This window comes from Candidatus Paceibacterota bacterium, from assembly GCA_028718635.1.
Lineage (GTDB): Bacteria > Patescibacteriota > Minisyncoccia > Phycocordibacterales > UBA9973 > UBA9973.
The window spans coordinates 142,805-156,300 of the sequence record JAQULK010000001.1; the positions used below are offsets into that span (position 1 = coordinate 142,805).

The 13,496-nt window shown below is 34.1% G+C and carries 13 protein-coding genes; 8 read left to right on the top strand and 5 right to left on the bottom strand.

Annotation, left to right across the window (positions count from 1 at the left end; translation table 11 throughout):
- Positions 1-15: 15 nt before the first annotated feature.
- The 3 genes from dnaA to PHT16_00725 all read left to right on the top strand — a co-directional run bounded on the left by dnaA (position 16) and on the right by PHT16_00725 (position 2,858).
- Complete coding sequence (gene dnaA / locus PHT16_00715; GenBank protein ID MDD5720958.1) at positions 16-1,353, top strand: chromosomal replication initiator protein DnaA; 1,338 nt, start codon at positions 16-18, stop codon at positions 1,351-1,353.
- A gap of 145 nt (positions 1,354-1,498) precedes the next feature.
- Entirely contained in the window at positions 1,499-2,596 is a 1,098-nt protein-coding gene (gene dnaN, locus PHT16_00720) for a DNA polymerase III subunit beta (protein MDD5720959.1), read from the top strand.
- Between the two features lie 4 nt (positions 2,597-2,600).
- Entirely contained in the window at positions 2,601-2,858 is a 258-nt protein-coding gene (locus PHT16_00725; GenBank protein MDD5720960.1) for a hypothetical protein, read from the top strand.
- Here the strand turns inward: PHT16_00725 and PHT16_00730 are convergent.
- Entirely contained in the window at positions 2,842-5,412 is a 2,571-nt protein-coding gene (locus tag PHT16_00730) for a PBP1A family penicillin-binding protein (GenBank protein ID MDD5720961.1), read from the bottom strand. The two genes, PHT16_00725 and PHT16_00730, sit on opposite strands and share 17 nt — an antisense overlap.
- On the opposite strand from PHT16_00730, the gene tyrS reads away from it, so the two are divergent.
- Positions 5,411-6,607 carry a tyrosine--tRNA ligase gene (gene tyrS, locus PHT16_00735; protein ID MDD5720962.1) on the top strand — a complete coding sequence of 399 codons (1,197 nt, stop codon included), beginning with the start codon at positions 5,411-5,413 and terminating at the stop codon, positions 6,605-6,607. The genes PHT16_00730 and tyrS overlap by 2 nt on opposite strands.
- Positions 6,608-6,650: 43 nt before the next feature.
- Here tyrS and PHT16_00740 read toward each other — a convergent pair whose 3' ends face one another.
- The 4 genes from PHT16_00740 to PHT16_00755 all read right to left on the bottom strand — a co-directional run bounded on the left by PHT16_00740 (position 6,651) and on the right by PHT16_00755 (position 9,681).
- Complete coding sequence (locus PHT16_00740) at positions 6,651-6,782, bottom strand: hypothetical protein (GenBank protein MDD5720963.1); 132 nt, start codon at positions 6,780-6,782, stop codon at positions 6,651-6,653.
- A gap of 253 nt (positions 6,783-7,035) precedes the next feature.
- Positions 7,036-7,545: a crossover junction endodeoxyribonuclease RuvC gene (locus tag PHT16_00745; protein ID MDD5720964.1), complete on the bottom strand. Its 510-nt coding sequence runs from the start codon at positions 7,543-7,545 to the stop codon at positions 7,036-7,038.
- 81 nt (positions 7,546-7,626) lie between these two features.
- The gene (gene ruvB / locus PHT16_00750) at positions 7,627-8,649 is read right to left on the bottom strand and encodes a Holliday junction branch migration DNA helicase RuvB (GenBank protein MDD5720965.1); all 1,023 of its coding nucleotides are present in this window, start codon (positions 8,647-8,649) and stop codon (positions 7,627-7,629) included.
- A gap of 366 nt (positions 8,650-9,015) precedes the next feature.
- Positions 9,016-9,681, bottom strand: coding sequence for a hypothetical protein (locus tag PHT16_00755; GenBank protein MDD5720966.1), 666 nt, complete (start codon positions 9,679-9,681; stop codon positions 9,016-9,018).
- A gap of 110 nt (positions 9,682-9,791) precedes the next feature.
- Here PHT16_00755 and PHT16_00760 point away from each other — a divergent pair, with 110 nt between their 5' ends.
- From PHT16_00760 to PHT16_00775, 4 genes are read left to right on the top strand one after another with little or no spacing between them, the layout of a single operon-like run.
- Positions 9,792-10,550, top strand: coding sequence for a hypothetical protein (locus PHT16_00760; protein ID MDD5720967.1), 759 nt, complete (start codon positions 9,792-9,794; stop codon positions 10,548-10,550).
- Between the two features lie 8 nt (positions 10,551-10,558).
- Positions 10,559-11,293, top strand: coding sequence for a 4-hydroxy-tetrahydrodipicolinate reductase (gene dapB / locus PHT16_00765; protein MDD5720968.1), 735 nt, complete (start codon positions 10,559-10,561; stop codon positions 11,291-11,293).
- Between the two features lie 16 nt (positions 11,294-11,309).
- Positions 11,310-12,239, top strand: coding sequence for a 4-hydroxy-tetrahydrodipicolinate synthase (gene dapA, locus PHT16_00770; protein ID MDD5720969.1), 930 nt, complete (start codon positions 11,310-11,312; stop codon positions 12,237-12,239).
- Between the two features lie 10 nt (positions 12,240-12,249).
- Positions 12,250-13,482, top strand: coding sequence for an LL-diaminopimelate aminotransferase (locus PHT16_00775; protein ID MDD5720970.1), 1,233 nt, complete (start codon positions 12,250-12,252; stop codon positions 13,480-13,482).
- The last annotated feature ends 14 nt before the right edge of the window (positions 13,483-13,496 follow it).

The following is a 13,496-nucleotide window of genomic DNA, read 5'->3' on the forward strand; positions in this document are numbered from 1 at the left end:
GTATAATATGGAACTATGAACACAAATCAATTGTGGAAAAGCTGTTTGCTAAAAATTGAGTCTGATATGTCTAAGGCAAATTTTAGCACTTGGTTTAAAAATACCTCTATTGCAAAAGAAGAAAACGGGATTGTTTATATAGGAGTGCCAAATGAATTTGTTCGTGATTGGCTTATAAATAAATATCATAAGCTTATAACCAAAACCATAGCTGAAAATTATGAAAATATGCGCGCGGTGGAATATGTAATTACAAAAATAGAAAATTCTAAACAAGAAACAATAACAAGCGAAACTATAGAAAAAGAACTACCTTTGAGAGATTTATATATTAATCCGGAGAATAATCTAAATCCTCGCTACCATTTCAACTCTTTCATCGTGGGAACTTTCAATGAACTCGCCTATGCGGCAGCTCAGGCAATCATAGAGTCTCCGGGGACTAAATATAATCCATTTTTTATTTACGGCGGTACTGGTCTCGGAAAAACTCACTTAATTCAAGCTGTAGGAAATTCAGTAAAAGACAAATATCCCCATAAGAAAGTGCATTATATGACTCTGGAAAAATTCGCGACAGATTTTATAAACTCCCTTCAGAGTAATAAGGCAAATTCTTTCAAAGAAAAATACCGCAAATATGATCTTTTGATCATAGATGATATTCAATTTATCGGTAAAATGGAAAAAATTCAAGAAGAACTTTTCCACACATTTAATACTTTTTATGAAAACAATAAGCAAATTATTTTTTCCTCTGATAAGCACCCTAATTACATTCCAGAACTAGCAGATCGTTTAAAATCACGTTTTGCTGCAGGAATGATAGTAGATGTCACTGAGCCGGAATACGAGTCTCGCCTTGCGATTATAAAAGTAAGGCTTCGTGAATTTAATATAGTCTTAGATGAAGATGTAATTGAATATGTCGCGTCATCTATCCAAGGGAATATCCGTGAACTTGAAGGGATCCTGAATCTTATTATTTGCCAATATCGCCTTAAAAATAAGGCTCCGGCACTGCCTGAAGTCAAAAATTTGTTGAAAAATAGTATGAAACCAAAAAAGAATATAGCAATAAAAGATGTCGTAAAAATTGTGGCTGAGTATTATAAACTAGAAGAAATGTCTATATATGAAAAAACTAGAAAAAAAGAAATCGTAAAAACTAGACAAGTTATAATGTATCTGCTTCGAGAAGATTTCAGTGTCTCTTATCCACTCATAGGGCAAAAATTAGGTGGAAAAGATCATACTACAGTGATGCATTCGTGTGTAAAAATAAAAGAAGATTTAAAAAATGATCCGCAATTAATACAAGAATTGGAACAAATAAGAATTTTGTTTAAATAATTTAAAATAGTTATTAGAAAGTTATTAGACTTAAATTAAAAAAATAAATTTTAAAAATCATAATATTAACCAATATAAAACATATTTATACACTTATTAACATCATTAATATTACTAATAAATTAAATATATAAAATATAAACATATGAAACTAGAATGCGGAGTGGAAAAAATTAAAAACGCAATTTCTCAAGTAGAAAGAATTACTGGAAAAAATTTAACTTTGCCGATCCTGAGTTCGATTTTACTAATTGCTTCCAAAAATTCACTAAAACTAAGATCCACAAATTTAAATCTTGGAATTGAAGTCGAAATTCCTGTAAAAATAGAAAAAGAAGGTACTTTAGCCATTTCTGGTTCTATATTAAACGCTGTTTTTTCTAATGTTTCTCAAAATGAAAATGTGTTTTTTGAAGATATAGACGGGAATTTATTGATTAAAACCAAAAAAAGCCAAATAAAACTAAAAAGCCAGCCTTGTGAAGATTTTCCAACAATTCCAAAAGTCACCGGGAATAGTTTTGAAATAGAATCAAGCAAATTGATCGATGGTATAAAAGCAGTTTATTATAGTTCTTCTGTTTCAGATATAAAACCTGAGATTTCAAGTGTTTATATATATACCAATGAGGATAATTTAATTTTTGTTTCCACAGATTCTTTTAGATTAGCTGAGAAGAAAGTAAAAGTAAAAGGTCTAGACGAAATTAGCGGAATTATTCTACCGTATAAAAACATAGGAGAAATATTAAAAGTTTTTGGAGAAATTAAGGGTAATATAAAAGTGTGTTTTAATAAAAATCAAATTTCTTTTTCATCCGATAGGGTATATTTAACATCTAGAATAATTGACGGTATTTTTCCTGATTATAGGCAGATTATCCCCAAAGATTCTATTACAGAGGTAGTGGTATTAAAACAGGATTTATTGAATGCTTTAAAACTTTCTAATGTTTTTTCAGATAAATTTAATCAAGTAAACCTTAAAGTCGCACCAAAAGAAAAAGTTTTTGAACTTTCTTCCGCTAATAATGATATTGGAGAAAATAAAACATATTTAGATGCAGTAATAAAAGGAGAAAACGCCGAACTTAGTTTTAATTACAAATATTTTCTAGACTGTTTCCAATCAATAAACACTGATAGTGTTTCTATAAAATTGTCCGGACATTCTCGTGCCATGGTTATCTCTCCTGTTTCTGATCCATCTTTTACTTATCTTATAATGCCAATGAATAGATGATAAAATGATTGAAATCAAGGACTTATTAATCAGATTCAATAATATTCTTCTAGGAGAAGAAATTAAAAAAGAAATTATTAGAAAAACTATTTCTGAAATAATTAAAACAGAAATAAAATCAGAAGATATACAGGTAAAAAATAATATAATTTATTTGAACATCAAACCAATTTATAAAAATGAAATTTTTATAAAAAAAGACAAAATTTTTTCAAAACTTGAGGAATCTTTCGGTAAAAGAACTCCTACAGGCTTACTTTAAAGGTCAAATTAGTTTCATTGCTATTTGAAACAGTATCATAAGAAATCAATTTCAATTCATTATCACCTTGCACGGCTTCCAATTCATTTGGTATGAAGGAAAAATTAAAAGGAGATTTTATGGTTTCTAAATAAACTCCATTTATAAAAACATCTATCCTTTGTAAAGGATAAACTCCAGAACTTGAAATTTTTAAATTTATTTTTTGATCCGGTGAATAATTTGTCGTATCATTTGGTTCCAAAATCAAAACTTTTGGTTTTGATGAGAGAGTGTGCACATTATCAGATGCAGTTGGTTTTTCACCCCAAGTTGTTATTGGATATTTCCCTTTATTTTGGGCCCACCAATTCTGTATTGGTATTTCCCAATGGCTGAATTGGTAATCATTATTTGGATTCGATGGCGATGGCCCTAAAATGTTATTTCGATCCACCCAATATAAAATTGAATGTACATTTGTTATTACTTTTTCCTGCATAGTTTCTTTTGGGGTATTAGGAGTGGCTAAAAGACCAGAAATTTTATCTATAAAAAAGTTTTCATTTCCGAGCCATTGTCCTCGGAGAACAGGTTTTACTTTAGTCGGGTCGGTACTAAGATCTGGTTTTTCAAACGTTTCATTTGGAAGTGTTGCGAGGGCGGTGGTCATAAATTTATTCCAAATCGGCCCTGCCACTGCCGCGCCTCCCTTTTTCATTGGCTTATTGTCATTATTTCCAGCCCAAACACCCACCACAATAGACGGGGAATACCCAATAGTCCAGGCGTCCTTGTTGTTATTTGTAGTTCCAGTTTTAACTGCTACATCTCTGTTGGGAATATACAAAACAGAATGTACTCCAAAAGTCGGTTGGCGAGCTTTTTCATCTGAAAGAATATTTGAAATAGTTAAAGCGGTATTTTTGGGTAAAATTTCTTGGGTTTTAGGTTGAAATTCTTCTAAGACTTTGCCATGAGAATCTTCAACCTTCAATATCCCAGTGTATGAATTTTTTATGCCGTTGTTTGCAAATACCCCATAAGCTGAGGTCATATCTAAAAGCGAAACTTCCCCGCCTCCAATAACAAGAGTAAGACCATACTGATTTATATCTTTTAAAGTACCGATACCCATATTTTCTGCTGTTTTTAGAGAATCAGAAAGTCCAGCTAAGTAGAAAAGTTTTACCGCGATAATGTTGATTGATTGGGCCAATGCATCTCGCAGACTCATTGGTCCGCGAAATTTTCCATCATAATTGTCTGGCATATAACAATCACTTTGATTGTGTCCTGGGAGAGCTTTTCCATAAGCGTTACAGGTTGATTGAAATTCTGTTGGCAGGTCAAACAACACAGTGTTCGGAGTAAAGCCCTTATTGAAGGCCGTAGCATAAATAAAAGGCTTAAAAGACGATCCAGGCTGTCGAGTGGCAGTCGTTATGTTGAAATTTCCATCTATGTTTTTATCAAAATAATCTCTAGAGCCTACCATTGCTAAAATTTGTCCTGTTTTTGGGTCTTCCGCTACCAGTCCCGCATTGCTCCCATTCCAATCTTTTTCGTTTTGTAATGCTCCATCTTTTACAATTTGTTCTGCCTTGTCTTGTAAATCCGCATTTAGGGTGGTAGTAACTTTCAGTCCGCCATTTTCCACTACATCAGTCCCGTATTTTTGCTCCAAATAATCCTTGATCCAAAAAACAAAATGCGGCGCTCTGATACCCATAATAGCTTGCGGAGCAAAAGTCACCACTTCGCTCTTTGCTTGGTCGTATTCTTCTTTTGTAATAAACCCAAGTTCTAATTCTCTAGAGAGCACTAAATTTTTTCGAGCATCCAGACTGGCCCTGTTTTTTCCATACGGAGAAAGTTTCGATGGAGAATTTGGAATAGATGCCAAATAAGCAGCTTCCGCTATCGTTAAATCAACTGCGTTTTTATTGAAATAAGTTTTACTGGCGGTTTGTATGCCATAAACAGTTCCCCCATAGGGAATTTCATTTAAATAAGCCTCGAGGATTTTATCCTTTGGCATAGAGTTATCTATCTTGATTGCCAAAACCCATTCTTTTATTTTTCGGATATAGCTTCGATTTGTTGTTAAAAGAGTATTTTTTACCAATTGCTGAGTTATAGTCGAACCGCCTCCGCCTATCCCAATGTGAAAGATGTTGGAAAAAAGAGCTCTAATCGTGGAAGTTATCTTAACCCCGCCATGAGTGTAAAATTGGGCATCTTCTATAGCAACTGTTGCATTTTTTATATTTGAACCCATTTGTTCAAAAGGTATTTCAGTTCTTTTTATATCTTGGTGGATGTCATAAAGTAAAATTTCTCCTGTGCGATCGTATATCTGGGTAGAATTCATAATTTTTCTTGCTTCAAAAGCATGGAAATCAGGGATTCTCAAAGAAGATAGTAAAATAACAAGTATTCCAAATAAAAAAATAAAAAGACCGCCGCTCAACAGTAGTATATTTCTGAACAATCTTTTGTTTTTATACAACTTTTTCAATTTCCTCCACATTGGTCGAATTATAGCAGAAAATGTGTTAGAATCCAGAAACATGAAGATAATTACAGATGAAAAAAAAATAGATGAAATTTTAACACGAGGGGTGGAAGATGTTTTTGTAAAAGAAGATTTAAGAAAAAAACTTCTTTCTGGAAAACGATTAAGAATTAAGCTTGGGATTGATCCAACTAGTCCTTTTATTCATCTCGGCAGAGCGGTAACACTTCTCAAACTTAAGGCTTTTCAAGACTTAGGTCATCATATCGTTCTCATTATCGGTGATTTTACTGCAAAAATTGGAGACCCTTCAGATAAATTAGAAAAAAGACCAATGCTAACTGATAAACAAATAAAAAGCAATTTAAAAAAATATCTAGAACAAATTTCTCTCATCTTGGATATGAAAAATGTGGAAGTCAGATATAACTCAGAATGGTTGAAAGGAATGAGTATACCGGAAATAGGTCAACTTTTGGAATGTTTTACTGTTCAGCAAATGACAAAAAGAAGAAATTTCAAAAAAAGATTAGATGCAGGTGAAGATGTTTTTATGGTTGAGTTTATGTATCCTGCTTTACAGGGCTACGATAGCGTAGCTGTTAAAGCAGATGTTGAAATTGGCGGATTTGATCAGCTTTTCAATTTAAAAGCTGGAAGAATAGTTCAAAGAAGATACGGCCAAAAAGAACAAGATATTATGGTTCTCTCAATGCTTGAAGGAACAGACGGGCGCAAAATGTCTTCGTCTTGGGGAAATATAATTTCTGTTATTGATTCTCCGGACGAAATGTTTGGGAAAATTATGTCTTTAAAAGATGAACTTATTACTAAATATTTTTTACTTACAACAGATATGAGTTTAGAAGAGATAAATAAAGTAGAAGATTCTTTAAAAAACGGAGAAAATCCGATGAAGTTCAAAAAAATACTAGCAAAAAAAATTATTTCTTTTTATCATTCTAAAAAAGATGCTGAAAAAGCCGAAGAGAATTTTGTGAATACTTTTCAGAAAAAGGAGATTCCAGAGGAAATGGAAGAAATAAAATGCGAAAAGGGAGATTTTTTGAGCGAGGTTTTGGTGAAAAATAAAATTTTAGCTTCCAAAGGAGAATGGCGAAGGCTTGTAGAAGGGAATGCAATTCATGATTTAACCAAACACAGCAATATCACTGATCAAAATATAAAAATATCAGAAAATCTAACACTTAAAATTGGAAAGAAAAGATTTGTAAAAATAGTTCTTAAATAAAAAACAACTAGGTCTGACCTAGTTGTTTTTTTTGTATTATACTTTATCTATCCCTGTCCGGATCCTCTTCATCCAGTCCGAAATCACTTATATCATCATCAAGCATATCTAGCGGTTCGTCTTCGTCTGCTCCAAACTTGAAGTTATCTCTTATTTCTTCATCCTCATCGTACATAAAAATTTATTTTCTTGTCCCGTAGTGAATTTATTCTACTACTGGGATTATTATTACCTGCTAATGCCTACTTTGTATCAAAATATAAAAAGCTTGGCAATAGCAAATGTGGATAACCCCCACACCTTTCTTGATATCACTTTTTATTCTTTAAATAAAACGTTAAGCAGGATAGTTTTTTAAGAGAAAATATTAATAAAATAATATTTTTACTGAAAAAGTAGAATAATATCAAGAAAGGTGTGGGGGATAACTAAAACTTTATGTGTGCAAAGGCTGTCAGAGCTATAGCGATAGCATCCAATTCATCATCAGATGTTTTTATTTTATCTATATCCACCAAAATTTTTACCATTTTTATTATTTGTTCTTTGTTGGCTTTTCCATAGCCAGTAGTGGCAATTTTTATTTGGGGAGGAGAAGCTTCAAATATTTTTAGTCCTGCACAGGAGGCTTCGTATATCACTACTCCGCGCGCTTCAGCGACCTTCATCACTGTCTTATGATTAGTATTTAAAAATAAAGTTTCAATAGCTAAAATTTCTGGTTTGTATTTGCTAATTACTTTATTGACCTCTGTGCCTATTAAATGTAAACGCTCACTAAATTCTAATTTAGCCGGAGTCTTAAAACATTTGGAAAAAATTACTTTTTCCTTACCCTGAAGTCCCCGCCTGCCGGATGGGCAGGTTGCCTCAGTGGTTCGTTCTAGCACTGCTATTCCCAATCGCTCATATCCTGGATCTATCCCTAAAATCATCATCCCGTTAGAAGCAGGTCGCGGTCAGACCGTGACTACTTAAATTAATATTATTAAAATTGCGACCGCGGCTTCTAACGGGAATCATAATAATTTTTCTTGATTTTTCTTAACATCAAAATCCAAATGCTCATAAGCTTTATTTGTGGCTATTCTTCCGCGGGCGGTGCGCTCTAGTAAACCTAGCTGGATTAGATATGGCTCGATGACTTCTTCTACGGTCGCTTCTTCTTCCGACATTGCCGCAGCAATAGTTTTCAACCCCACTGGTCCGCCATTAAATTTCTCAATTAATATTTCTAAAAATTTTCTATCAGAAGAATTCAAGCCGATATCATCAATGGCGAGCATATTTAGCGCATCTCTCACGGTTTTCTGGTTCAAAAGTTTTTTATTATTCTTCTCATATACCTGAGCAAAATCCCGACAGCGTTTCAAAAAGTAATTTGCTGTGCGGGGAGTAAATCTGCTTCTCTTGGCTATTTCTTTTAGAGCATCTTCATCTAAAACTATTTTTAAAAGATTGCTTGATCTTTTTACTATTTCTCCAATTTCTTCATTGGAATAAAATTCCAATCTAAAAACTCCGCCGGAGAAACGGGAACGAAGCGGAGAAGAAACCATTGCTACTCTGGTAGTCGCCGCGATCAAAGTAAAAGGTGGCAAGTCGAGCTGGATGGTGCGCGCCGAAGGACCTTTGCCGATGATAATATCTAAAACCCCGGACTCCATCGCAGGGTAAAGTATTTCCTCAACCATTTTATTGAGCCGATGAATTTCGTCGATAAAAAGAATATCGCCAGACGCTAAATTTGTCAGGATGGAAGCCAAGTCGCCAACTTTTTCAATTGCCGGACCAGAAGTGATTTTCATCTGTCTGCCTGTCTCTTTGGCAATTAAATGCGCTAAGGTAGTTTTTCCCAATCCTGGAGGTCCGTAAAAAAGAATGTGTTCGGGGGTGTGTCCGCGTTCAAGAGCCGCCCGCAACAAGATTTTTACATTGTCTTTTATGTGTTTTTGGCCGATATATTCATTCCACTTCGTGGGGCGGAGAGTCTGATCTAGAAAAGAGTCATCTGTTGTTTCTTTTTTTATGTCTTTATTCATATGGGTTTTTGGTTGATCCCGTTAGAGGCCGCGAGGGCTCGCAGCGACCCTCTGCCTCTAACGGGATTGACATTGATTTTATTATATGCTATATTGTGAGCGTAGTACATTTATCAACAGGGTATCAACATAGCTATCAACATTATAGCATTTGCTTGATTAAGCATATAGTATAATTACAAAAGAGAAAGTTTTTGTTGATATTTAAATAAGGCATTAATCTCTAAGCAATCAGCCATAGGTTATATGAATTTGCGTAGGACGTTTTGGGGCTTTAATTAGTTTCTGGAGCTATCCTATAATATTTTATTACTTTCGGAGCTCAGCTCTGAAAGGATTGTTTAGAGATTAATGCTTTTTTTGTTCTTATTTTTCTTTTTTATTCGCTTCTCTGTGCAATAGAGAGAACAAAGCGACAGTCTGCCCGAAATCTTTTTCGGCAACGATAAAAATTAATTCAGTAGGCGTGGAAACTAGTTCTTCCAAATTGATCCGGGCGCGAGCAGTGACGGAAAGAAGCGAGAAGAAAACATTTGGCATTTCAAAAACTTCCGGACCGTACGAAACTCCAATAGCAGCCAGATTGTGATTGATAATTTTTGGTTTCACTTTAAAATGCTTCAAAATTTTATTTTCTAAATTGGAGGAGCATATAATATCAACCTCGGCAGTACCGATAGTGGTGGTAAAAAAATCTTCCTGAGATACGGATATATTTTTGTGAAGCGATTCGAGTTCTTCTATAAGCTTGAGAGTGTTCTCGTAGATTATCTCCGACAAGGGGAGCTTTGTAGTAATATTTTTTATTGGAACATCCCAAATAAGAGGATGTTCTTTTTTTAATTCTTTTCGAATGCGTGATAAAGAAACAACCAAACTGGTAATAGTTACTTGTTTTTTAGTAAGTGCTTCGACTCTCGGACGGATGCGGTGCGCATAACTGCTCATGTTCATATAACCATTCGAAAGAGCGATGGAAGCTTCCAGCTCTTTTAGTACAATATCTTGCACAATGGGTTGTATTTTGATCATATTTATAATTCTAACAGATTTTACAAAAAGTCAAAATCTTTAAGTAAATGTTAAAAAATTTAGTGTTATTAAACTAAGCTGTCATTATATTAATGTAATAGGAAGTATTTATGTATAAAAAGATAGTTAAAAAAATAGTCAAAATCGGAGACACGCTTCCAGCAATTTCTGGTCGCGCCGTTAACTTAGAGGGAAATAAAAAATGGCTGACAAAAAAAGAAATAGAAATAGAAAAGGAGCTTATGGATATGATAAATAATTTTCCTGGAAACCATTCAGTATATGGAGAAAATATAAATAATGTTTTTAAACCGAATGATAATATTTGGATTATCGATTCAATCAGCAATACGATAAATTTCATTAATGGAATGCCTCACTATTCAATAGTTGTAAGTCATTTATTTAAAGGAGAAATTAAATTTGCGGTAGTTTATGATCCCACCAATAAGGAACTGTTTACCGCAGAAAAAGGGAAAGGCGCATTTTTAAACAATAAACGAATTTATGTTTCTAATCGCCAGAAAGACTTTTTTCCTTTAATTGGCCCATACTTAACCCCACCAAAACCTTATAGGAAAAAAGCATTAAAAATAATAGAAGCAATGTCGGAAAATGGGCATACGGTAAGAATTTTAGGATCTCTCGGAGTGCATTATGCCTATATTGCTTGCGGCAGAGCTGATGTGGCTATTTCTTTTAACGAGGACACGTTTCCAGAGTTTGCCGGGAAACTTTTAGTAGAAGAGGCTGGAGGAAAATTTACCGATTTTAATGGCAAAGTCTTAAATATTAAGACCCATGGAATCATTGCTAGCAATGGATTGGTCCATAACAAAACAAAAGGTCTCATTAGTAGTATAATTTAATAACAATTATGAAAAACAAAATTAAAATTGCTTTAGTCGGTTTTGGGAAAATGGGAAAAGAAATTAATGCTCTGTGTGAAGAGTCTGATGTTTTCGAAGTAGTTTCAATCAGTTTTAAAAATATAGATGATGCTTTGGATGTGGAGGGTATAGCTAAAGCAGATATCGCAATTGATTTTACATCAAAAGATGTAGTGATAAAAAACATAGAACAAGTCGCGAAGCTTGGAAAGAATTTAGTGATAGGCACTACTGGATGGTATGGTGACATCGAAACAGTTAAAAAAATAGTTGATAAATATCAAATAGGTTTGATATACGGAGCAAATTTTTCAATCGGAGCTAATATTTTTTTTAAAATGGTAGCTTCCGCTTCTTCTCTTTTTGCCAAATTTCCTGAATATGATGTATATGGATTTGAAATTCATCATAAAATGAAAGCAGATAGCCCTTCTGGCACTGCTTTGAAAATCGCTGGTAAAATTTTAGAAAATTTCCCAGCAAAAAAATCAATTCAAGTGGAAAAATTAGACAGAGAAATTGACCCGAGCGAGCTTCATTTTGCTTCAGTCCGCGGGGGCAGAAATCCCGGTTTCCATGAAGTTGTGTTTGATAGTAATGCTGACGGTATAACTCTTTCTCATCAAGCTTATGGAAGAGTTGGTTTTGCCAAAGGAGCATTGCTGGCAGCGGAGTTTATAAAGAGTAAAAAAGGATTTTATTCTTTTGAAGATATATTATAAATAATTTTTTAAAAATATGAAAAACGTAAAATTTTTTGGTTCTATCCCCGCAATAGTTACGCCATTTAAAAAAAATGGAGAATTGGACTTACCTGCTTTAGAAAAAATGGTTGCTTATCAATTAGCTGGCGGAGTGGATGCGATAGTAGTGTGCGGCACAACAGGAGAGGCTTCAACTTTAAATGAGGAGGAGTATAGTATTGTTGTAAAAACAGTTGTTCAAAAGGTTTCCCTTGGCCATAGCCGTACGGGCGAGGCTAAAAAAGTTCCAGTTATCGCAGGGGCAGGCTCGAATGATACTAAAAAAGCAATCAAGCTTTCTATCTTAGCGAAAAAAGCAGGGGCTGATGCCTTGCTTCACGTAACTCCTTATTACAATAAACCAACTCCGAATGGCCTTGTGCTTCATTTTAAAGAAATTGCCAAAGCTGTAAACCTACCCATTATTATTTATAATGTTCCGGGAAGAACTGGATCAAATGTTTCTCCCGCAACCATTGTAAGAATTGCGAGAGAGGTACCAGAAGTGAAAGCAGTCAAAGAAGCTTCAGGTTCCTTCGGCCAAATGATGGAAATTATTAATGAAATAGAAAAAAATGGCCCAAAAGATTTTGTAGTGTTGTCTGGAGATGACTCTTTGGCTTTGCCGTGCATTGCTCTCGGCGGGAAAGGTTGTATTTCTGTTGTTTGCAATGAAGTTCCTAAATTATTTTCTAAAATGATTCATTTGGCTATCAAAGATAATTTAAAAGAGGCAAGGAAATTGCATTATCTTTTGTTAAAATTAATGAATATTAATTTTGTCGAATCTAATCCAATTCCAGTGAAAACAGCTTTGGCTCTGATGGGAAAGATTGAAGAAAGTTTTAGGCTACCGCTTACTCTTATTGAGGACAAGAACAGGGTTTTGATAGAGAAAACTTTAAAAGAATCAAAATTAATTTAAAATAATATTTATGGCCACTATAAATAAAAATTTTGATAAATTACAGAGAGGATATTTGTTCGGTGAGATTGCAAGACGCACAAAAGAATTCATTGAAAAAAACCCAGGCGTCGAAGTAATGCGTCTCGGAGTTGGCGACACTACAGAACCATTGTCCCCGACAATTATTAAAGGATTGAAAAAAGGAGTTGAGAAACTCGCCAATGTTAAAACATATACAGGGTATCAAGACGCAGAAGGCAAAGAAGGGAATCAAGAATTATTGAACGCTTTAGTGAATTTTTATAAAGAAAAAAATATTAGTTTTAGCAAACAAGAAATTTTTGTTAATGATGGGGCCAAGCCAGATTTGGCCAATATTCAATCAATTTTTGGCTCAGACAATGTTGTAGCGATTTCAGATCCTGTATATCCAGCATATTTAGATGCCACAGTTATTTCTGGCCGGACTGGTGAATATGTTGATGGAAAATATAAAGGTCTGGTGTATATGAAATGCAATGAACAAAATGGTTTTGTTCCTTTTCCTCCAAAGCAAAAAGTGGATATAATTTATCTTTGCAATCCAAACAATCCTACGGGTTCGGTGGCTACCAAAAAGCAATTAAAAGCTTTTGTTGATTATGCGATAAAAAACAAAGCGGTAATTATTTTTGATGCTGCCTACGCGGAATATATTTCTGATAAATCCTTGCCTAAAAGTATTTATGAAATAAAAGGAGCAAAAAAATGCGCCATTGAAATTAATAGTTTTTCAAAATGGTCAGGATTTACCGGTGTTCGTCTTGGTTGGACCGTTGTGCCGATGGACTTAGTTATTGAAAATACTTCCAAGGGAAAAGTTAATAGTTTGTGGAGCAGGCGCCAAGGAACTATGTTTAACGGAGCTTCAAATATTGCTCAAGAAGGCGCCGTGGCGGCTTTATCTTCTCAAGGCAGAAAAGAAAGTAAAAAAATGGTTGCATATTATATGAATAATGCTTCAATAATAAAAAAGAATTTATTGAAACTTGGTTTAAAAGTTTTTGGCGGTCAAAATGCTCCATACCTTTGGATAAAAAATCCGAAGAATTTAAGCTCCTGGGAATTTTTCGACAAGCTTTTGAATGAAGCGCATGTTGTTGGAACCCCTGGTGTTGGTTTTGGAATGGAAGGAGAAGGCTATTTGCGATTGAGTTCCTATGGACACACGAAGGATATCGAAAAAGCGGTGAAAAGTATTCGAGATAATTTTAAATTATAATATACGTACATCAT

Coding starts and splice junctions, on each gene's coding strand:
- PHT16_00775 (MDD5720970.1), top strand. CDS start 12,250: ATGGCCACTATAAATAAAAATTTTGATAAATTACAGAGAGGATATTTG.
- tyrS (MDD5720962.1), top strand. CDS start 5,411: ATGAAGATAATTACAGATGAAAAAAAAATAGATGAAATTTTAACACGA.
- dapA (MDD5720969.1), top strand. CDS start 11,310: ATGAAAAACGTAAAATTTTTTGGTTCTATCCCCGCAATAGTTACGCCA.
- PHT16_00740 (MDD5720963.1), bottom strand. CDS start 6,782: ATGTACGATGAGGATGAAGAAATAAGAGATAACTTCAAGTTTGGAGCA.
- PHT16_00725 (MDD5720960.1), top strand. CDS start 2,601: ATGATTGAAATCAAGGACTTATTAATCAGATTCAATAATATTCTTCTA.
- PHT16_00745 (MDD5720964.1), bottom strand. CDS start 7,545: ATGATGATTTTAGGGATAGATCCAGGATATGAGCGATTGGGAATAGCA.
- PHT16_00730 (MDD5720961.1), bottom strand. CDS start 5,412: ATGTTTCTGGATTCTAACACATTTTCTGCTATAATTCGACCAATGTGG.
- ruvB (MDD5720965.1), bottom strand. CDS start 8,649: ATGAATAAAGACATAAAAAAAGAAACAACAGATGACTCTTTTCTAGAT.
- dnaN (MDD5720959.1), top strand. CDS start 1,499: ATGAAACTAGAATGCGGAGTGGAAAAAATTAAAAACGCAATTTCTCAA.
- PHT16_00760 (MDD5720967.1), top strand. CDS start 9,792: ATGTATAAAAAGATAGTTAAAAAAATAGTCAAAATCGGAGACACGCTT.
- dnaA (MDD5720958.1), top strand. CDS start 16: ATGAACACAAATCAATTGTGGAAAAGCTGTTTGCTAAAAATTGAGTCT.
- dapB (MDD5720968.1), top strand. CDS start 10,559: ATGAAAAACAAAATTAAAATTGCTTTAGTCGGTTTTGGGAAAATGGGA.
- PHT16_00755 (MDD5720966.1), bottom strand. CDS start 9,681: ATGATCAAAATACAACCCATTGTGCAAGATATTGTACTAAAAGAGCTG.